Source organism: Pseudomonas sp. NFACC24-1 (genome assembly GCF_900115235.1).
GTDB lineage: Bacteria > Pseudomonadota > Gammaproteobacteria > Pseudomonadales > Pseudomonadaceae > Aquipseudomonas > Aquipseudomonas fluorescens_AA.
Genome location: NZ_FOVS01000026.1, coordinates 1 through 20,244, shown reverse-complemented (window position 1 = coordinate 20,244; position 20,244 = coordinate 1). Strand labels below are relative to the sequence as shown.

The following is a 20,244-nucleotide window of genomic DNA, read 5'->3' as shown; positions in this document are numbered from 1 at the left end:
GCATCAAACCGGCCTGGATACGAATGACAGAAGATAAACGCCAACGGGCAGCACTGCAAAGTGCTGCCCGAGAGCGAACAACATAGGCCACTGCGCCAGACTTATTCGCTGGAGAGCAGGTCCATGGTGTGTTTGTCCATCATTTCCAATGCACGGCCACCGCCGCGGGCAACGCAGGTCAACGGGTCTTCGGCAACGATCACCGGCAGGCCGGTTTCCTGGGCCAACAGCTTGTCGAGGTCACGCAACAGCGCACCACCACCGGTCAACACCAGGCCGCGCTCGGCGATATCCGAGGCCAGTTCCGGCGGCGACTGCTCCAGGGCGCTCTTGACGGCCTGGACGATGGTCGCCAGCGACTCTTGCAGCGCTTCGAGCACTTCGTTGGAATTGAGGGTAAAGGCCCGTGGAACGCCTTCGGCCAGGTTGCGACCGCGCACGTCGACTTCACGCACTTCACCGCCTGGGTAGGCCGTGCCGATTTCCTGCTTGATACGCTCGGCGGTGGATTCGCCGATCAGGCTGCCGTAGTTGCGACGTACATAAGTGATGATCGCTTCGTCGAAACGGTCGCCGCCCACACGTACGGATTCGGCGTAGACCACACCGTTGAGGGAGATCAGCGCGATTTCAGTGGTACCACCACCGATGTCGACGACCATCGAGCCGCGGGCTTCTTCCACCGGCAGCCCGGCACCGATGGCAGCGGCCATGGGTTCTTCGATCAGGAACACTTCACGGGCACCGGCACCGAGGGCCGATTCACGGATAGCGCGACGCTCTACCTGGGTGGACTTGCATGGAACGCAGATCAGCACACGAGGGCTGGGCTGCAAAAAGCTGTTTTCGTGAACCTTGTTGATGAAGTACTGCAGCATCTTTTCGCAGACGCTGAAGTCGGCGATCACGCCGTCCTTCATTGGGCGAATGGCCGCGATGTTGCCCGGTGTACGGCCCAGCATGCGCTTGGCTTCCGTACCGACAGCCACGACACTCTTCTGGTTACCGTGGGTGCGGATGGCCACGACCGAGGGTTCATTCAGGACGATACCGCGCTCGCGCACGTAAATAAGGGTGTTGGCAGTGCCCAGGTCGATTGAAAGATCGCTGGAAAACATGCCACGCAGTTTCTTGAACATGGGAAAGGGACCCTAGGCAACGCGTGGGTAAAAAAGTGCGGCAAACTCTAACAACGACAGGGATTTTGGGCAAGGCGCCAATATGTTAAATTGGCTGCTTTTCTGTGCACCAAACCCCACAATCGCGGCCGTAAGACCGTAGAAATGCGGTAGTGTTCCGACAATCTAACACACGGACAGACTGCGTCCGTTTTGTTTTCCACTGGAGAATCCCATGGCGCTTGAACGCTCCGACGTGGAAAAAATCGCTCATCTGGCCTGTCTGGGCCTCAATGAAGCCGATCTTCCACACATTACTTCTGCCCTGAACAGCATTCTGGGGCTGGTCGACGAGATGCAGGCGGTCGACACCGACGGTATCGAACCGCTGGCCCACCCACTGGAAGCCAGCCAGCGCCTGCGCGCCGACGTCGTGACCGAGTCCAATCACCGCGAGGCCTACCAGTCCATCGCACCAGCGGTCGAAAACGGCCTGTACCTGGTTCCGAAAGTCATCGACTAAAGGGAAAGAGCCTCTCATGCATCACATGACCCTGGCCGAGATCGCCCGCGGACTCGCCGACAAAAAGTTTTCTTCCGAAGAGCTGACCCAGGTCCTGCTGGCGCGCATCGCCCAACTCGACCCGCAGCTCAACAGCTTCATCAGCCTCACCCAGGAGCTGGCCCTGAGCCAGGCCAAGGCCGCCGACGCCCGTCGCGCCAACGGTGAAACCGGCGCCCTGCTCGGTGCGCCGATTGCCCACAAGGACTTGTTCTGCACCCAGGGCATCCGCACCAGCTGCGGCTCGAAGATGCTCGACAACTTCAAGGCCCCGTACGATGCCACCGTGGTCGCCAAGCTGGCCGCCGCTGGCACCGTGACCCTGGGCAAGACCAACATGGACGAATTCGCCATGGGCTCGGCCAACGAGTCGAGCCACTACGGCGCCGTGAAGAACCCGTGGAACCTGGAACACGTACCGGGCGGCTCGTCCGGCGGTTCCGCCGCCGCCGTGGCCGCGCGCCTGTTGCCGGCCGCTACCGCCACCGACACCGGCGGCTCGATTCGCCAGCCAGCGGCGTTCACCAACCTCACCGGCCTCAAGCCGACCTACGGTCGTGTCTCGCGCTGGGGCATGATCGCCTACGCCTCCAGCCTCGACCAGGGCGGCCCGCTGGCGCGCACCGCCGAAGACTGCGCGATCCTGCTGCAAGGCATGGCCGGCTTCGACCCGAACGATTCCACCAGCATCGATGAGCCCGTGCCGGACTATAGCGCCAGCCTCAACGGCTCGCTGCAAGGCCTGCGCATCGGCGTGCCGAAGGAATACTTCAGCGCCGGCCTCGACCCGCGCATCGCCGAGTTGGTCCACAACAGCGTCAAAGAGCTGGAGAAGCTCGGCGCGGTCATCAAGGAAATCAGCCTGCCGAACATGCAGCACGCGATTCCGGCGTACTACGTGATCGCCCCGGCGGAAGCGTCCTCGAACCTGTCGCGCTTCGACGGTGTGCGCTTCGGCTATCGCTGCGAGAACCCGGAAAACCTGATCGACCTGTACAAGCGCTCCCGTGGCGAAGGCTTCGGTGCCGAAGTGCAGCGCCGGATCATGGTCGGCGCCTATGCGCTGTCCGCCGGTTACTACGACGCCTACTACCTCAAGGCGCAGAAAATCCGCCGCCTGGTGAAGAACGACTTCATGGCCGCCTTCAACGAGGTCGACATCATTCTCGGCCCGACCACGCCGAACCCGGCCTGGAAGCTCGGCGCCAAGAACAGCGACCCGGTCGCCGAATACCTGGAAGACGTCTACACCATCACCGCCAACCTCGCCGGCTTGCCGGGCCTGTCCATGCCGGCCGGTTTCGTCGATGGCCTGCCGGTAGGTGTACAGTTGCTCGCGCCGTACTTCCAGGAAGGCCGCCTGCTCAATGTGGCGCACCAGTACCAGCAGAACACTGACTGGCACACCCGCACCCCAACCGGCTTCTGAGGAGAAACACATGCAATGGGAAGTCGTGATCGGGCTGGAGATTCATACCCAGCTCACCACCCGGTCGAAAATCTTTTCCGGTAGCTCCACCACATTCGGCTCCGAGCCCAACACCCAGGCCAGCCTGGTCGACCTGGGCATGCCCGGCGTGCTGCCGGTGCTCAACGCCGAAGCCGTGCGCATGGCGGTGATGTTCGGCCTGGCGATTGACGCCGAGATCGGCCAGCACAACGTGTTCGCCCGCAAGAACTACTTCTACCCGGACCTGCCCAAGGGCTACCAGATCAGCCAGATGGAACTGCCGATCGTCGGCAAGGGCCACCTGGACATCGCCCTGGAAGACGGCACGGTCAAGCGTGTCGGCATCACCCGGGCGCACCTGGAAGAAGACGCCGGCAAAAGCCTGCACGAAGAGTTCAACGGCGCCACCGGCATCGACCTGAACCGTGCCGGCACGCCGCTGCTGGAGATCGTCTCCGAGCCGGACATGCGCAGCGCCAAGGAAGCCGTGGCCTACGTCAAGGCGATCCACGCACTGGTGCGCTACCTGGGCATCTGCGACGGCAACATGGCCGAAGGCTCGCTGCGCTGCGACTGCAACGTGTCGATCCGGCCCAAGGGCCAGGTCGAGTTCGGCACCCGCTGCGAGATCAAGAACGTCAACTCGTTCCGCTTCATCGAGAAGGCGATCAACAGCGAGATCCAGCGCCAGATCGAACTGATCGAGGACGGCGGCAAGGTCATCCAGCAAACCCGCCTGTATGACCCGAACAAGGACGAGACCCGTCCGATGCGCAGCAAGGAAGAAGCCAACGACTACCGTTACTTCCCCGACCCGGACCTGCTGCCGGTGGTCATCGAGGACTCGTTCCTCAATGACGTGCGCGCCACCCTGCCGGAACTGCCGCCGCAGAAACGCGAGCGCTTCCAGGCGCAGTTCGGCCTGTCGAGCTATGACGCCAACGTCCTGGCCACCAGCCGCGAACAGGCCGATTACTTCGAAAAAGTCGTGAGCATCGGCGGCGACGCCAAGCTGGCGGCCAACTGGGTGATGGTCGAGTTGGGCAGCCTGTTGAACAAGCAGGGCCTGGAAATCGATGAGTCGCCGGTCTCGGCCGAGCAACTGGGCGGAATGCTGCTGCGGATCAAGGACAACACCATTTCCGGCAAGATCGCCAAGATGGTGTTCGAAGCCATGGCCAATGGTGAAGGCAGCGCCGACGAGATCATCGAGAAGCGCGGCTTGAAGCAGGTCACCGATACCGGGGCGATCAGCGCCGTGCTCGATGAGATGCTCGCGGCCAACGCCGAGCAGGTCGAACAATACCGCGCGGCAGACGAAGCCAAGCGCGGCAAGATGTTCGGCTTCTTCGTCGGCCAGGCCATGAAAGCCTCCAAGGGCAAGGCCAACCCGCAACAGGTCAACGAACTGCTGAAAAGCAAGCTCGAGGGCTGATTGCTAGACGGTGATCGTTCCCACGCTCTGCGTGGGAACGCCTCACTGGACGCTCCGCGTCCGCTTTTTGTGACGCAGAGCGTCACGGGCTGCATTCCCACGCAGAGCGTGGGTACGATCATGGGGTCATTGAATGAAGCGTCTCCTCGGCGCCTGCGCCCTGCTGTCCTTGCTGGCCGGTTGCGCCAGCCAGAGCGGGACGGTCGATCCACACGGCTACGACCAGACCGGCGTCGCCTCTTATTACGGTGCCAGGCACCATGGCAAGCGCACCGCCAGCGGCGAGCGTTTCAACCAGAACGGCCTGACCGCCGCCCATCGCCAGTTGCCGTTCGGCACTCGGGTGAAAATCACCAACCTGGGCAACAATAACAGCGTGGTGGTGCGCATCAACGACCGTGGCCCATACTCCCGAGGCCGTTTGATCGACGTGTCCCGCGAAGCCGCCGAGCAACTGGGCATGCTGCGCAGCGGCACCGCACGGGTGCGCGTGCAAGCCCTCGACGATTGATATACGGAGCCCGGCCATTTCCCTACTCACCGCCCTACCGCTGCTCAGCCTGATGGAATTGCTCGGCGCTCTGCTGTTGCTGATCGGCGGCGCCGAACTGCTGGTGCGCGCCGCCGTGGGCCTGGCGGCCCGCTTGCAGGTACGACCACTGATCATCGGCCTGACCGTCGTCGCCTTCGGCAGCAGCGCGCCGCAAATGGCCGTCAGCCTGCAGGCGACCCTGGCACAGAACGCCGACATCGCCGTGGGCAGCGTGATCGGCAGCGGCATCTTCAACATCCTCGTCACCCTCGGGTTGTCGGCGCTGATCATTCCGTTACGCGTCTCGCGCCAACTGGTGCGCCTGGACATCCCACTGATGATCGGTGCCAGCCTGCTGGTGTTCGTGCTGGCCTGGAACGAAGAACTGACCCGGTTGGACGGCGTCTGGCTTCTGCTGGCCCTGGCGGTGTACCTCGGGCTGTTGCTGCGCCAGTCACGGCATTCGGGGCGACCGCACCCGGTGGGGGGCGACGTGGCCCACCTGTCCTGGCTCAAGAGTGTGTTGATGATTGCGTCGGGCCTGGCGATGCTGGTTTTCGCCGGGCACCTGTTGCTGGGAGCGGCGGTGGAAGTGGCGACGGACCTCGGGCTCTCGGAACGCATCATCGGCCTGACCATCGTCGCCGTCAGCACCTCGCTGCCGGAGCTCGCCACTTCGCTGATCGCCGCTTTGCGGGGCCAGCGGGACATTGCGGTGGGCAACGTGATCGGCAGCAACCTGTTCAACCTGCTGGGCGTGCTGGGGGTCACCGCCCTCGCCGCGCCCACGCCACTGTCGGTCTCGCCGAACGCCCTGGATTTCGACCTGCCGGTGATGCTCGGCGTGGCGGTGCTGTGCCTGCCGGTGTTCTATTCCGGTTATCGCGTCACCCGTGCCGAAGGCCTGTTGTTCCTGGGCTTGTACCTGGCCTACGGGCTGCACGTGGTGTCGTTCACCACCGGCATGCCCCTGGCCGGCCAACTGGAACGGCTGATGCTGTTCTATGTGCTGCCGGCCCTGCTCGCGTTTTTGCTGTTCACCTCCCTGCGCGCCTGGCGCCGCCAACATCACAAGAGGGATTTGCCATGACCGACACTCCAAAGACCGGCCTGGACATGCGTCGCCAGGTCATGGGCGACGCGTTCGTCGACCGCGCCCTGGGCAACGCCACCGAGTTCACCCAGCCGTTGCAGGACTTCGTCAACGAACATGCCTGGGGCAGTGTCTGGCAACGCGAGGGGCTGCCGCTGAAGACCCGCAGCCTGATCACCCTCGCCGCCCTCACCGCCCTCAAGTGCCCGCAGGAACTCAAAGGCCACGTGCGCGGCGCGCTGAACAACGGTTGCACGGTGGAAGAGATTCGCGAGGCGTTGCTGCATTGCGCGGTGTACGCGGGCGTACCGGCGGCGATCGATGCGTTTCGGGCGGCGCAGGAAGTGATCGATAGCTACCAGAAGCCGGAGTGATCGTTAGATCGCTATCGCGAGCAAGCTCGCTCCCACAGTTGACCGGCGCTGAACACAAAATTTGTGTACGCCACGAACCTCCTGTGGGAGCGAGCTTGCTCGCGATTGGCCCTCAAGCACACCGTCCTCTCAGAACCTAGATCCACCCACCCCACTGCAACACAAAGATCCCCAGGTTGGTGGTAATCGCCGCCATCAAGGTGGTGATCACGATGATCGCCGCCGCCAGTTCATGGTTGCCATCGGCCGCCCGTGCCATGACGAAGCTCGCGGCGGCGGTGGGGCTTCCGAAGTACAGGAACAGGATCCCCAGTTCCGCCCCGCGAAAGCCCCAGAGCCAGGCACCGAGGGTAGCCACCAGCGGCAGGCCGACCATTTTCACCAGGCTCGAACTCAGGGCCATCTTGCCGCTCTTGCGCAGGGCCGCCAGCGATAGCGTGCCGCCGATGCAGATCAGCGCCAGGGGCAAGGTCATTTGCGACAGGTACTTGGCCGAGGTCTCGAACCAGTTGGGCACGCCGATCTGCCAGTAGGCGAACGGCGCGGCGACGATCACGCTGATGATCAGCGGATTGCTGATCACGCTTTTGCAGATGCTCCACGGGTCGGACTTGATCACCGGGCTGTAGACCGCCAGGACGATGGTCGACAAGGTGTTGTAGAACAGGATGACCAGCGCCGCGAGAATCGCCCCCAGGGAAATCCCGTAGTCGCCATACATGCTCGCCGCCAGCGCCAGGCCGATGACCCCGTTGTTGCCGCGGAACGCACCTTGGGTGTAGATGCCGCGATCTTCCCGCGGGCAACGCCAGATCGCCCAGCCCCAGGCCATCGCAAAGCTCACCAGGGTGGCGACGGAGAAATAGATCAGCAGGTCAGGTTGCAAGGCCGCATGCAAGTCGGCATGCAGGATGCCAAGGAACAACAGCGCCGGCATGGTGACGTTGAACACCAGGGACGAGGCGATGTGGATGAAGTTGTCGTTGATCCAGTCGATGCGCTTGAGCAACACCCCCAGAAACAGCATGGCAAACACCGGCGCGGTGACGTTCAGGGTTTCGAGGAAAATTGCCAGCATGCCGGGGACCTTGAGAGGGGTGTCGTTAGGTGGCTAATGATAAGCCACTTTCCCACTGATCGTTCCCACGCTCTGCGTGGGAATGCAGCCAAGGACGCTCCGCGTCCCAAGATCCGAACGCGGAGCGTCCGCAGAGGCATTCCCACGCGGAGCGTGGGAACGATCAACGACAACGCTAGGTCAGGTAATCGGCGCCGGGTTGAACAAGGTGATGTCGTTGTACAGCTTGTGCCGCTCGGCCCAGGTTTGCTTCTTGCCGCTGGCCACGTCCAGGTAGTAGTGGAACAGCTCCCAACCCAACTCTTCGATGGTCGCCCGTCCGGTGGCGATCCGACCGGCGTCGATGTCGATCAGGTCCGGCCAGCGCTGGGCCAGTTCGGTACGGGTCGAGACCTTCACCACTGGGGCCATGGCCAAGCCGTACGGCGTGCCCCGGCCGGTGGTGAACACATGCAGGTTCATCCCCGCCGCCAGTTGCAAGGTGCCGCAGACAAAATCACTGGCCGGCGTGGCGCAGAAGATCAGGCCCTTTTGCTTGAAGCGCTCGCCCGGACCGAGCACACCGTTGATCGCGCTGCTGCCAGACTTGACGATCGAGCCCAGGGATTTTTCGACGATGTTCGACAGCCCGCCCTTCTTGTTGCCAGGCGTGGTGTTGGCACTGCGATCGGCCTCGCCCTTGGCCAGGTAGCGGTCGTACCAGTCCATCTCCCGCACCAGCTCCTGGGCGACTTCCTGGGTTTGCGCCCGGGAGGTCAGCAGGTAGATCGCATCGCGCACTTCGGTGACTTCAGAAAACATCACCGTCGCCCCCGCCCGGAGCAACAGGTCCGAGGCATAACCCAGGGCCGGGTTGGCGGTGATGCCGGAAAACGCATCGCTGCCGCCGCACTGCATGCCCAGGATCAGCTCCGAGGCCGGCACGGTTTCGCGACGGCGCAGGTCGAGTTTCTTCAGGCGGGTCTCGGCCAATTCCATGATCTGCTCGATCATTTCGGTGAAACCGTGACTCGAATCCTGCAAGCGATACAACCACGGCTCGCTGAGGTCCACCGAACTGTCGCCCTCATGCATCACCTGCCCGGCCTGCAATTTCTCGCAGCCCAGGCTGATCACCAGCGCTTCACCCCCCAGGTTCGGGTTGCGTGCCAGGTTGCGCACGGTACGAATCGGGATGTAGGCGTCGGTGGCGGTGATCGCCACGCCACAGCCATAGCTGTGGGTCAGCGCCACCACGTCATCGACGTTCGGGTACTTGGGCAGCAGCTCATCCTTGATGCGCTTGACCGCATGGTCCAGCACCCCGGTCACGCACTGCACCGTGGTGGTGATGCCCAGGATGTTGCGCGTGCCGACGGTGCCGTCGGCGTTGCGATAACCCTCGAAAGTGTAGCCCTCCAGCGGCGCATCGGCCGCCGGCACATCGGTGGACAGCGGCAGGCTGTCCAGCGGCGGCGCGGTGGGCATGCGCAACTGGTCTTCCTTGACCCAGCTGCCACGGGGGATCGGTTGCAACGCGTAGCCAATGACCTGGCCGTAGCGAATCACCTCGCCACCCTCGGGAATATCCTGCAGCGTGACCTTGTGGCTCTGGGGCACAAAGTCCACGGTGACCAGGCCGTCCGGGAACTCGGTCCCGGCCGGTACGCCCTGGTCGTTGACGACGATCACCACGTTGTCCCGCTCATGCAAGCGGATGTAACGGGGCGAGTCGGCATGTTCAATCAATTGCATTGCTGCCGCTCCTTCAGGATTTAGCTTCGGACAGGCTGGAGATGCCGGCATCCTTGGCCGTTGGTTCCTTGAGCACGACACGCTTGATCGGCCCGACGATGACCAGGTAGCTGAACACCGCCATCAGCGCGTTGCAACCGACGAACACCAGTGCCCATTTGAACGAGCCAGTGGAGCTGATGATGTAGCCGATGACGATTGGCGTAGTGATCGATGCCAGGTTGCCGAAGGTGTTGAACAGGCCACCACTCAGGCCGGCGATCTGTTTTGGCGACGTGTCGGAAACCACGGCCCAGCCCAGCGCGCCGACGCCTTTACCGAAGAAGGCCAGGGCCATGAAGCCCACCACCATCCATTCGATGTCCACGTAGTTGCACGCCACGATGCTGCTGGACACCAGCAGGCCGGCGATGATCGGCGCTTTGCGGGCGAAGGTCAGCGAGTGGCCCTTGCGCAGCAGGTAGTCGGAAATCACCCCGCCCAGCACGCCGCCGATGAAACCGCAGATGGCCGGCAAGGACGCGATGAATCCGGCCTTGAGGATGGTCATGCCGCGTTCCTGCACCAGGTACACCGGGAACCAGGTCAGGAAGAAGTACGTGATGCCGTTGATGCAGTACTGGCCCAGGTATACGCCCAGCATCATGCGGTTGGTCAGCAGTTGACGGATGTAATCCCACTTCGGACCGTCGGCTTTCTTTTCCTTGCCCTTGTCCTGGTCCATGTCGACCATCGCGCCGTTGGCGGCGATGTGATTGAACTCGGCCTCGTTGATCATCGGGTGCTGACGCGGGCTGTAGATCACTTTCAGCCAGATCAGCGAGAACACGATGCCGATCACGCCCATCACGATGAACACGTGCTGCCAGCCGAAACGGTAGACGATCCAGCCCATCAGCGGTGCGAACAACACGGTGGCGAAATACTGCGCCGAGTTGAAGATCGCCGAGGCGGTGCCGCGTTCTGCGGTGGGGAACCAGGCGGCGACGATCCGTGCGTTGCCCGGGAAGGACGGCGCTTCGGCCAGCCCAACCAGGAAGCGCAGCATGAACAGCGCAACCACAGCCGTGGACATGCCGAATTCACCCACATAGCCTTGCAGCACGGTGAACAGCGACCAGGTGAAAATGCTCAAGGCATAGATTTTTTTCGAGCCGAAACGGTCGAGCAACCAGCCGCCGGGAATCTGCCCGGCCACATAGGCCCAGCCGAAAGCGGAGAAGATATAACCGAGGGTGACGGCATCGATACCGAGGTCTTTTTGCAGGCTGGAGCCAGCGATGGCGATGGTGGCACGGTCGGCATAGTTGATCGTCGTCACCAGAAACAGCATGAGCAGGATCAAATAGCGGACGTGTGTCGGCTTGGTCGCTTGCATGTAGATGTACTCCCACTATTTATTTTTATGCGGGTAAATGTCGTGTTATGCCCGTGTAGGAGCTGCCGAGTGCAACGAGGCTGCGATCTTTCCCCAGACAATTGAGTCATGAGCGAACACCTCACAAATCAAGGTCAAAAGATCGCAGCCTTCGGCAGCTCCTACAGGGTTCTGCGGTGTTTCAGGAGCCGATGTAAGAAGTTTTAACCACGGTGTAGAACTCTTGCGCGTAGCGACCTTGCTCACGCGAACCATAGGACGAGCCTTTGCGCCCGCCGAACGGCACGTGGTAATCCACGCCGGCGGTGGGCAGGTTGACCATCACCATGCCCGCCTGGGAATGGCGCTTGAAGTGGTTGGCATACTTCAGCGAGGTGGTGGCGATACCAGCCGACAGACCGAACTCGGTGTCGTTGGCCATGGCCAGCGCAGCCTCGTAGTCGGCCACGCGCACGACGTTGGCCACCGGGCCGAAGATCTCTTCGCGGCTGATGCGCATCGAGGCTTCGCTGTCGGCGAACAGGGTCGGCGCCAGGAAATAACCTTCGGTATCGCACGTCACCAAACCACCACCGCTGACCAGCCGCGCGCCTTCGCTCTGGCCGATGTCGATGTACTTCAAGTCCTGGTTGAGCTGGGCTTCGGAAACCACCGGGCCGATGTCGGTGCCGGCCTTCAACGCATGACCGACCTTGATCGACTGCATGCGCTCGGCCATGGCCGCAACGAACTTGTCGTGGATGCCGGCGGTGACGATCAGGCGACTGGAGGCCGTGCAACGTTGACCGGTGGAGTAGAACGCGCTCTGCACCGCCAGTTCGACGGCCTGCTTGAGGTCGGCATCGTCGAGGATGATCTGCGGGTTCTTGCCGCCCATCTCCAACTGCACCTTGGCCTGGCGTGATACGCAGTTGACCGCGATCTGCCGGCCCACACCCACGGAACCGGTGAAGCTGATGCCGTCGACTTTCGGACTATTGACCAGGACTTCACCGACGACGCGGCCGCTGCCCATCACCAGGTTGAACGCACCGGCCGGGAAACCGGCACGGGAAATGATTTCGGCCAGGGCCCAGGCACAGCCTGGCACCAGCTCGGCGGGCTTGATCACCACACAGTTGCCGTAGGCCAGGGCCGGGGCGATCTTCCACGCGGGGATGGCGATCGGGAAGTTCCACGGGGTGATCAGGCCGACCACACCGAGGGCTTCGCGGGTGACTTCGACGTTGACGCCTGGGCGCACCGACGGCACGTAGTCGCCCGACAGGCGCAGACATTCACCGGCGAAGAATTTGAAGATGTTGCCGGCGCGGGTCACTTCGCCGATGGCTTCAGGCAGGGTCTTGCCCTCTTCCCGGGCCAGCAATTGGCCGAGCTCTTCGCGGCGGGCGAGGATCTCGCTGCCGACTTTGTCCAGCGCATCGTGACGGGCCTGGATGCCCGAGGTCGACCAGGCCGGGAACGCGGCGCGGGCGGCTTCGATGGCGGCGTTGACTTGCGCTGCGTCAGCCTTGGCGTATTCACCGATGACATCGGACAAGTCAGACGGGTTGATGTTGGTGCAATAGTCGGCACCGGCCACCCACTGACCGTTGATGTAGTTATCGAAACGCTTTGCATCTGCCACGGAGCTACTCCTTCTACAAAAGCTGTCTAGGAACGCCGAGCGTCCCTGGCTGCATTCCCACGCAGAGCATGGGAACGATCGAGCCTTACGCAAAAAGCCGCTGATTACTCAGCGGCCTTGTCGGGTCTGTTATTGCTTGCCTTGCTTGTCGATCAGCGCGGCCAGGGCTTCGTATTCTTCTGGCAGCAGATCGGTCAGCGGCGTGCGCACAGGACCTGCGTCGTAGCCAACGATTTTCGCGCCGGCCTTGACGATGCTCACGGCGTAACCGGCCTTGCGATTGCGGATGTCCAGGTAAGGCAGGAAGAACTCGTCGATGATTTTGCCGACGGTCTGATGATCGTCGCGGGCAATGGCGTGGTAGAAGTCCATCGCGGTTTTCGGGATGAAGTTGAACACCGCCGAGGAGTAGACCGGCACGCCCAGGGCCTTGTAGGCCGCGGCGTAGACTTCAGCGGTCGGCAGGCCGCCCAGGTAGCTGAAACGATCGCCGAGGCGACGACGGATCGACACCATCAGTTCGATATCGCCCAGGCCATCCTTGTAGCCGATCAGGTTCGGGCAGCGCTCGGCCAGTTGTTCCAGCTGAGTGGCGTTCAGGCGGCAGACGTTACGGTTGTACACCACCACGCCGATTTTTACCGATTTGCACACGGCTTCAACGTGGGCGGCAACGCCGTCCTGGCTGGCTTCGGTCAGGTAGTGCGGCAGCAGCAACAAGCCCTTGGCGCCCAGGCGCTCGGCTTCTTGAGCGTATTCGATGGCCTGGCGGGTGGCACCGCCAACGCCGGCAAGGATTGGCACGCTGGTGGCGCAGGTATCGACGGCGGTCTTGATAACCTGCGAATACTCGCTAGCGGCCAGGGAGAAGAATTCACCGGTGCCGCCCGCTGCGAACAGTGCAGAGGCGCCATACGGGGCCAGCCACTCGAGGCGTTTGATGTAGCTGTCGCGATTGAAATCGCCTTGGGCAGTGAAATCGGTGACCGGGAACGACAGCAGGCCAGACGAGAGGATGGACTTCAGTTCTTGTGGATTCATTATTCGAACACCCTGGGACGCAAAATGTGTATGAGATGGTTAAGCTTCGGCCAGAAGTTGTAGGTCATCGTACAACTTAAAATGTAGACGTCAACTGTATTTCGTCCTTTGTCAGGTGTGAGGGCATGGAGGTTGGTCGCGAAGCCTTGTAAATCGGGCCATCGGCGAATTGAGAGCCAATGAAACTTGGGAGCGAGTCCCCCGGACCGCTCATCGCGACTGTCAACTCTGTCAGTAGGCGAGATTACGGGAAGGAGGCATAACGGCAGTGTGGCCGTGCGACGCCCGGCTATGGTCCTTTTCTGAAATCTTTAAAGTGAGTCGCCCGTACGCAACGATCAAGGCCGCCTCACAAGGAGTGACATCATGGCGAAGACGTATGCGAAACCGATGCTCAAGGATTTTCCAGCCACCGGGGAAGTCACGATCAGCTTGGCAAAGACAAAGACGTTAACCGTGAAAATTCCGGATGCAGCTTTCGACCCGTACTCGAACGCCCGACTGACTCTGGGCGTCGGCTCGACGCCTCCCACTCCGGTAGGCGCGTTTACACCTCTGACCGACGGCGAGGAAGGTACGCCACGCAAGGATGTGACAATGACGCTAACCAATACCGACTTGGCAGCTTACGTCGGCCAATTGGTTGAGCTTCGTTATGAGGTTAGCTACGAGAGCTGGGATCCCGATACATCCGAGCCGCAAATGTTGCGGATCAGCGCGTAGGACGGCGTGCCTGTTATTTGGTCAGACAGGCGCACACCATTTCCCTGTGGCGAGGGGATTTATCCCCGTTGGGTTGCGCAGCGACCCCAGAAGTGACGATCAGATCAACCTGATACACCGAGGTATCAGTCTTGGGACTGCTTCGCAGTCCAGCGGGGATAAATCCCCTCGCCACAGCATGTGTCCAACGTGTCCGAGCACATTTCAGCCTTGGGCCTGGGCCTCTTCATGGGCCTGGCGCAGCCTTTCGCGGCTGTTGGTCAGGTGCAAGCGCATGGCCGCACGGGCCGCGTCGGAGTCCTGGCGGGCGATGGCTTCGTAGATTTCCTCGTGCTCGCGGCTCAGGCGATCCATGTAGTGCTGGTGGTCGTCGTGGGCCAGGCGCGCCGAGTTCAGCCGGGTACGCGGGATGATGCTGGTGCCCAGGTGGGTCATGATGTCGGTGAAGTAGCGGTTGCCGGTGGACAGGGCGATTTCCAGGTGGAAGGCGAAGTCCGAGGCCACCGCGTCGCTGGCGTGGGCGGCGCTTTCCTTCAAGGCGTCGAGGGCGGCGCGCATCGTCGCCAGTTGCTCTTCGCTGCGGCGCTGCGCCGCTAGCCCGGCGGATTCCACTTCCAGGCTGATGCGCAACTCCAGGATCGCCAGTACGTCCCGCAAGGTGACCACCGTGGCCGGGTCGATGCGAAAACCGCTCGGGCTGGGCGTGTCCAGCACGAAGGTGCCGATGCCATGGCGGGTTTCCACCTGCCCGGCGGCCTGCAACCGGGAAATCGCCTCGCGCACCACGGTGCGGCTGACGCCATGGGCTTCCATGATCGCCGACTCGGTGGGCAATTTATCGCCACGCTTGAGCAGGCCGTCGCGAATCTGCTCGGTCAGCACCGTCACCAGCTCCTGCGCCAGGCTGCGGCGCTTGCGGGGAAGGCGGGGTACGTCGATCGGGTTTTCCATTGTGTCTGTGTCTCGGCAAGCGGCTGAATGACAACATCATAGCGCAACGTGGTTGTACGATCACCGCCCAACCGGGCAGCCCTCGCTGAGGACTGCCGTTGTGGCGAGGGGATTTATCCCCGTTGGGCTGCGTAGCAGCCCCTTGATAGGTCAACAGGCCGCATGGGTAGGGACCTGTGATTTGATGGGGCGCTTCGCGCCCAGCGGGGATAAATCCCCTCGCCACAGTAATGCTCGGCGATGGTCATCAAGCGGTCACGGTGCGCTCCACCAGTTGGCCATTTTCGATACGCACATGTCGCGGATGGAAACGTTTCAAACTGCTTCGATGGCCGACGCTGACGATGCTCAGGCCCGGCAACTGGTCGATCAGCGCCTGGTACAGCGTCGCCTCGTCTTCTTCGTCCATCGCCGACGTGGCTTCGTCCATGTACAACCATTGCGGTGCATAAAGCAATGCACGGGCAAAGGCCAGGCGTTGCTGCTCGCCAGGCGAGAGCATGCGCTGCCAGTGGTTGCTTTCATCCAGCCGCGGGATCAAGTGCGGCAGGCGGCAGGTTTCCAGCACCTGTGCATAACGTTCGTTGGGGTAGACGTCGCCAGCCTGTGGATAACTCAACACTTCCCGCAGGCTGCCAATGGGCAGATAGGGTTTCTGCGGCAGGAACAGGTAACGCGCCGCCGGAAGCCGGATCGTCCCGTGCCCCGCGGGCCACAAATGCCCCATCGCGCGAAACAGGGTGGATTTGCCACTGCCGGAACGACCGCTGAGCATGACCCGCTCGCCCGGCGCCACGCTCATATCGGCGTTGTCGAGCAGGTGACGACCGTCGGCCAGGTCCAAGCCAAGGTTATGAACCGCCAACGCACTGCCCTGGTTCTGCACATCGATGGCCGGCACGCGGTCTTCGTTGTCGCTCATGGCCTGGCGGAAGCTCAACAGACGATCGCAGGTGGCGCGCCACGCGGCAAGGTCGGCGTAGGCGCTGATGAACCAGCTGAAGTTCTCCTGCACATTGCCGAAGGCCGAGTTGATCTGCATGAGCTCGCCCAGCTGGATCTTGCCGGCGAAGTAGCGCGGTGCGGCAACGATGAACGGGAAGATGATCGCGATCTGGCCGTAGCCGGAGGTGAAGAACGTCAGGCGCTTGGACACCCGCATGATGTCCCAGAAGTTATGCCAGACCAGGCCGAAGCGCCCGCTCAGGCGGCGGTTCTCGTTCGGTTCGCCGTTGTACAGCGCAATGCTTTCGGCGTTTTCACGCACCCGGACCATGGAGAAACGCAGGTCGGCTTCGAAGCGTTGCTGATTGTTGTTCAGCCCGATCAGGCGTCGGCCGATCAGGTGCGTCAGCCAACTGCCCACCGCCGCATACACCAGGGCGCACCAGAACATGTAGCCGGGGATGGTGTAGCCGAACACTTCGATGCTGCCGGACACGCCCCACAAGATGATCGAGAACGACACCAGGCTGACCACGGTGCGCAGCAATCCCAGCCCCAGGCCCAGGGTATTGGTGGTGAAACTGTTGAGGTCTTCGGAAATCCGCTGGTCCGGGTTGTCGGTATACCCCCCTTGCTCCAGCCGGTAGTAATTCTTGTTGCCCAGCCAGCGAGCGAAATGCTGCTCGGTGAGCCAGGCCCGCCAACGAATGGTGAGCATCTGCGTGAGGTACAAGCGATAGACGGCGCCGAGGATCGCCACCGCTGCGATGCCGCAGAAATACAGGATCAACTGCCAGAACGCCGCGCTGTTCTTCTCTTGCAGGGCGTTGTAGAAATCCTTGTACCAACTGTTGATCCACACCGAGATCGCCACGCTGAACAACGACAGCGCGATGACCGCGATCAACAGCGTCCAGGCCTTGCCCTTCTCCTCACTGCGCCAGTACGGCGTGGTCATTTGCCAGACACGGCGGAAAAACTGCCCGCGCACCGCGTCATTGACCGCGGAATATTCAGCGTTCTGATTCATGGTTAAGGCTCGATAAAGAATAAAACAGACTCGGGCCGATCATAAAGCAACGGCCCGATGTGTCGCGAGGGTGGACAACACCTGTTCAGCGCAGGTTCAGCGACGCACGGGACGCTTTTGCAATTTGCGCTGCAAGGTCCGCCGGTGCATGCCCAGGGCACGGGCGGTGGCGGAGATATTGCCTTCGTGCTCGGTCAGCACCCGCTGGATATGCTCCCATTGCAGGCGATCCACCGACATGGGGTTTTCCGGCACCAGGGTGTCGAGGTCGGCGTGCTCGGACAACAGCGCCGCCAGCACGTCATCGGCATCCGCCGGTTTGCACAGGTAATTGCAGGCGCCGCGCTTGATGGCCTCGACCGCGGTGGCGATGCTCGAATAACCGGTGAGGATCACCACCCGCATCTCCGGGTCCAACTCCAGCAACTTGGGCAACAGCACCAGGCCCGAATCGCCGTCCATTTTCAGGTCCAGGGCGGCATAGTCGGGCAGGTCGGCCTGGGCGATGGTCAGGCCCTCCTCGGCGGAACCTGCGGTACTCACGCGAAAACCGCGGCGGGACATGGCCCGGGCCATGACGCGGGTGAAGGTGGCGTCGTCATCCACCAGCAACAGGTGCGGCAGTTCTTCGCCGTCGACTTGGATCTCGTCACTCATGTTTCGTCTCCTCGGTCGGCATGGGGCAGGCGCAGCTCGGTGAGCGTGCCGCCTTCCTCATGGGGGTAGAGTTTCACCGAGCCGCCGGCGCGTGTCACGCTGGCTTTGCTCAAGAACAGGCCCAGGCCGAAACCTTTGCCCTTGGTGGTATAGAACGGCTTGCCGATCTGCTCGGCAATCGCCAGCGGCACACCGGCGCCGTGGTCGCGAATGCAGATGGTCAGTTCATAAGCGTTCCAGTCCAGCGCCACTTCCAGGTTGTCGGGACAGGCATCGGCGGCATTGTTCAGCAGGTTCAACAGCGCCTGGGTCAGGTCCGGCGGCGGCGCCATGCGCGGCACCACGCCCTTGCCCAGGCACTGGAAGCGATAACTGGCTTCCGGGCGCATCAGGTGCCAGCGGTTCAGGGCATCGTCGAGCCAGAAGGTGACCGCCTGCATGTCGATGTCCAGCCGGCGATTGGCCTCGGCGGCACGCACCAGGTATTGCAGGGTTTCCTTGCAGAGCTTGACCTGATCCTGAAGCACGCTGAGATCGTCCTGCAGTGCCGGGTCATGATGGTCCTGGCGCATTTCCTTGAGCAGCACGCTCATGGTCGCCAGCGGTGTGCCCAGTTCGTGGGCGGCGCCGGCGGCCTGGGTCGCCACGGCCAGCAATTGCTCGTCCCGCAGGCCCTCTTCACGGCGGATGGCCCGCAGCTCTTCCTGGCGGCGCAACTCCTCGGCCATGCGCGCGGCAAAAAAAGTGATGACCGCCGCCGCCAGGGCGAAACTCAGCCACATGCCGTAGATCTGCAGGTTCTCCCGGGCGATGGGGAAGGTTTCCAGCGGGTAGAAACGCGCCAGCAGCAAGGTGTACAGCGCCAGGGCGATGCCGGAAAGGATCAGCGAATACCGCCACGGCAATGTCACGGCGGCGATGGTCAGCGGCACCAGGTAATAAGAGACGAAGGGGTTGGTGGAGCCGCCGGAGAAATACAGCAGCGCGCTGTGGATAAACAAGTCGCCGGCCAACTGCACCGCATATTCCAGCTCGGTCACCGGCCACGAGGCACGCAGGCGAATCGCCGTCAGCGCGCAGAGCACACTGGAACAGACCAGGGTGATCGCCAACTGCAGCCAGGGCAGCGGCAGCAGGTCGAACCAATAGGCGAGCCCCACGGAGCCGGCCTGGGCCGCCAGGACCAGAATACGGATGAATGTCAGGCGCCAGAGGTTCTGGCGGGAAGCGGAAGTCATTTGCAAAGGGGCGAGCATGAGCTCTCCTGATGAGCGCTCCAGGCGGATCGCACGGAGTATAACCAAGGCGCGGGTTGCAGCGGCAGATATGCGGCAAAGCGCCACAGCCTCCAGCCTCGCTGCATTCCCTTGTGGCGAGGGGATTTATCCCCGCTGGGGCGCGAAGCGGCCCCCAAATTTTACAGGCAAACATCTTAGGGACTGCTGCGCAGTCCAACGGGGATAAATCCCCTCGCCACAAAAGCGCCACTGACCTTCGCATCTGTATAGAAGTTGTAACTGTGCGAACTCGCCCATAAAAGCTAGAGTCTTATCCTTCACGCAGGCCCGGACCTCACCCCTGCGCCCCCATCCCAAGGAGCTTTCATGCACACGTTCAGTCGCCACGTCGCCCTGCTCGCCTTCAGCCTCGGCACCGCCGCCAGCCTGCCGGCCCTGGCCGCCGATGAGCTGCACTACAACCAGATTTCCCTGCGCGCCGAAGTCAGCCAGGAAGTGGCCCGCGACCTGATGATCGTGACCCTCTACACCGAAGAACAGAACACCGACCCGGCCAAACTCGCCGCCGCTGTCAGCACTACGGTGAACAAAGCCATCGGCCAGGCCAAAGAGGTCAAGGACATCACCCTGCGCCAGGGCAGCCGTAACAGCTACCCGATCTACGACAACAAGGGCCAGAAAATCACCGGCTGGCGCGAGCGCGCCGAACTGCGCCTGGAAAGCGCCGACTTCGCCGCCCTGTCCAAACTCACCGGCGAGCTGCTGGGCGACATGAAAATGGGCGGCATGGACTTCGCCATCGCCACCGCCACCCGCCAGAGCAGCGAAGACGCCCTGCTCAAAGACGCCGTCAACGCCTTCAAGGCCCGCGCTCAACTGGCCACCGAAGCCCTGGGCGGCAAGGGCTACAAGATCGTCAACCTGAACTTCAACACCAACGGCTACCCACAACCGTACATGCGCCCGCAGATGATGATGAAAGGCGCGTCCATGGATGCGGAGTCGGTGACACCTGACGTGGAAGCGGGCACCAGCAAGGTGACGATGACGGCGGATGGGGTGGTTGAGGTGTTGTTGCAGTAACCCGCCTGATCGTTCCCACGCTCCGGCGTGGGAATGCCTCCACGGACGCTCCGCGTTCGGCTTTGGAAAGGGACGCAGAGCGTCCCGGGCTGCATTCCCACGCAGAGCGTAGGAACGATCAAACCTCAATACCAACGGCTACCCACAACCGTACATGCGCCCGCAGATGATGATGAAAGGCGCGTCCATGGATGC

At 62.3% G+C, this 20,244-nt stretch carries 18 protein-coding genes; 8 read left to right on the top strand and 10 right to left on the bottom strand.

All coding sequences use genetic code 11. The features are described 5' to 3' along the window. Window positions 1–101 precede the first annotated feature (101 nt). Window positions 102–1,139: a rod shape-determining protein MreB gene (mreB, locus tag BM317_RS21805; RefSeq protein ID WP_002555108.1), complete on the bottom strand. Its 1,038-nt coding sequence runs from the start codon at window positions 1,137–1,139 to the stop codon at window positions 102–104. A 214-nt stretch (window positions 1,140–1,353) separates the two neighbouring features. Here mreB and gatC point away from each other — a divergent pair, with 214 nt between their 5' ends. The 6 genes from gatC (at window position 1,354) to BM317_RS21775 (ending at window position 6,564) form a co-directional block, all read left to right on the top strand. Then, complete coding sequence (gatC, locus tag BM317_RS21800) at window positions 1,354–1,641, top strand: Asp-tRNA(Asn)/Glu-tRNA(Gln) amidotransferase subunit GatC (RefSeq protein WP_020297123.1); 288 nt, start codon at window positions 1,354–1,356, stop codon at window positions 1,639–1,641. Window positions 1,642–1,657: 16 nt separating this feature from the next. After that, window positions 1,658–3,109, top strand: a complete 1,452-nt coding sequence (gene gatA, locus BM317_RS21795) for an Asp-tRNA(Asn)/Glu-tRNA(Gln) amidotransferase subunit GatA (RefSeq protein ID WP_092171518.1) — start codon at window positions 1,658–1,660, stop codon at window positions 3,107–3,109. Window positions 3,110–3,119: 10 nt separating this feature from the next. Beyond that, on the top strand, window positions 3,120–4,565 hold the full coding sequence (gene gatB / locus BM317_RS21790) for an Asp-tRNA(Asn)/Glu-tRNA(Gln) amidotransferase subunit GatB (RefSeq protein WP_060739170.1): 1,446 nt from the start codon (window positions 3,120–3,122) through the stop codon (window positions 4,563–4,565). A 133-nt stretch (window positions 4,566–4,698) separates the two neighbouring features. Further along, on the top strand, window positions 4,699–5,076 hold the full coding sequence (locus BM317_RS21785) for a septal ring lytic transglycosylase RlpA family protein (RefSeq protein ID WP_092171513.1): 378 nt from the start codon (window positions 4,699–4,701) through the stop codon (window positions 5,074–5,076). 49 nt (window positions 5,077–5,125) lie between these two features. Continuing rightward, window positions 5,126–6,187, top strand: coding sequence for a calcium/sodium antiporter (locus BM317_RS21780; RefSeq protein ID WP_092171508.1), 1,062 nt, complete (start codon window positions 5,126–5,128; stop codon window positions 6,185–6,187). Continuing rightward, complete coding sequence (locus BM317_RS21775) at window positions 6,184–6,564, top strand: carboxymuconolactone decarboxylase family protein (protein ID WP_025211835.1); 381 nt, start codon at window positions 6,184–6,186, stop codon at window positions 6,562–6,564. The genes BM317_RS21780 and BM317_RS21775 overlap by 4 nt, the downstream gene beginning before the upstream one ends. Window positions 6,565–6,700: 136 nt before the next feature. Here the strand turns inward: BM317_RS21775 and BM317_RS21770 are convergent, their stop codons facing one another. The 5 genes from BM317_RS21770 to kdgD all read right to left on the bottom strand — a co-directional run bounded on the left by BM317_RS21770 (window position 6,701) and on the right by kdgD (window position 13,422). Beyond that, window positions 6,701–7,642: an AEC family transporter gene (locus tag BM317_RS21770; RefSeq protein WP_092476174.1), complete on the bottom strand. Its 942-nt coding sequence runs from the start codon at window positions 7,640–7,642 to the stop codon at window positions 6,701–6,703. A 180-nt stretch (window positions 7,643–7,822) separates the two neighbouring features. Next, window positions 7,823–9,376: a galactarate dehydratase gene (gene garD, locus BM317_RS21765; RefSeq protein WP_092476171.1), complete on the bottom strand. Its 1,554-nt coding sequence runs from the start codon at window positions 9,374–9,376 to the stop codon at window positions 7,823–7,825. A 13-nt stretch (window positions 9,377–9,389) separates the two neighbouring features. Beyond that, complete coding sequence (locus tag BM317_RS21760) at window positions 9,390–10,754, bottom strand: MFS transporter (RefSeq protein ID WP_060739175.1); 1,365 nt, start codon at window positions 10,752–10,754, stop codon at window positions 9,390–9,392. A gap of 181 nt (window positions 10,755–10,935) precedes the next feature. Continuing rightward, entirely contained in the window at window positions 10,936–12,381 is a 1,446-nt protein-coding gene (locus tag BM317_RS21755) for an aldehyde dehydrogenase family protein (protein WP_092476168.1), read from the bottom strand. A 129-nt stretch (window positions 12,382–12,510) separates the two neighbouring features. Continuing rightward, the gene (kdgD, locus tag BM317_RS21750; protein WP_092476165.1) at window positions 12,511–13,422 is read right to left on the bottom strand and encodes a 5-dehydro-4-deoxyglucarate dehydratase; all 912 of its coding nucleotides are present in this window, start codon (window positions 13,420–13,422) and stop codon (window positions 12,511–12,513) included. A gap of 366 nt (window positions 13,423–13,788) precedes the next feature. Between kdgD and BM317_RS21745 the strand changes: the two genes are divergently transcribed. Then, window positions 13,789–14,145 carry a hypothetical protein gene (locus BM317_RS21745; protein WP_092171489.1) on the top strand — a complete coding sequence of 119 codons (357 nt, stop codon included), beginning with the start codon at window positions 13,789–13,791 and terminating at the stop codon, window positions 14,143–14,145. Window positions 14,146–14,349: 204 nt separating this feature from the next. On the opposite strand, the gene BM317_RS21740 is transcribed toward BM317_RS21745, so the two are convergent. From BM317_RS21740 to BM317_RS21725, 4 genes are all read right to left on the bottom strand, one after another. Next, complete coding sequence (locus BM317_RS21740) at window positions 14,350–15,096, bottom strand: FadR/GntR family transcriptional regulator (protein WP_092171484.1); 747 nt, start codon at window positions 15,094–15,096, stop codon at window positions 14,350–14,352. Window positions 15,097–15,343: 247 nt separating this feature from the next. Beyond that, window positions 15,344–17,071 carry an ABC transporter ATP-binding protein/permease gene (locus BM317_RS21735; RefSeq protein ID WP_072410830.1) on the bottom strand — a complete coding sequence of 576 codons (1,728 nt, stop codon included), beginning with the start codon at window positions 17,069–17,071 and terminating at the stop codon, window positions 15,344–15,346. A gap of 96 nt (window positions 17,072–17,167) precedes the next feature. Beyond that, window positions 17,168–17,728, bottom strand: a complete 561-nt coding sequence (locus BM317_RS21730) for a response regulator transcription factor (RefSeq protein ID WP_003177957.1) — start codon at window positions 17,726–17,728, stop codon at window positions 17,168–17,170. Then, the gene (locus BM317_RS21725) at window positions 17,725–18,984 is read right to left on the bottom strand and encodes an ATP-binding protein (RefSeq protein ID WP_092171480.1); all 1,260 of its coding nucleotides are present in this window, start codon (window positions 18,982–18,984) and stop codon (window positions 17,725–17,727) included. Before BM317_RS21725 ends, BM317_RS21730 begins: the two co-directional genes overlap by 4 nt. Before the next feature lie 348 nt (window positions 18,985–19,332). Between BM317_RS21725 and BM317_RS21720 the strand changes: the two genes are divergently transcribed. Beyond that, window positions 19,333–20,049, top strand: a complete 717-nt coding sequence (locus tag BM317_RS21720; protein WP_092171475.1) for an SIMPL domain-containing protein — start codon at window positions 19,333–19,335, stop codon at window positions 20,047–20,049. Window positions 20,050–20,244: the final 195 nt, after the last annotated feature.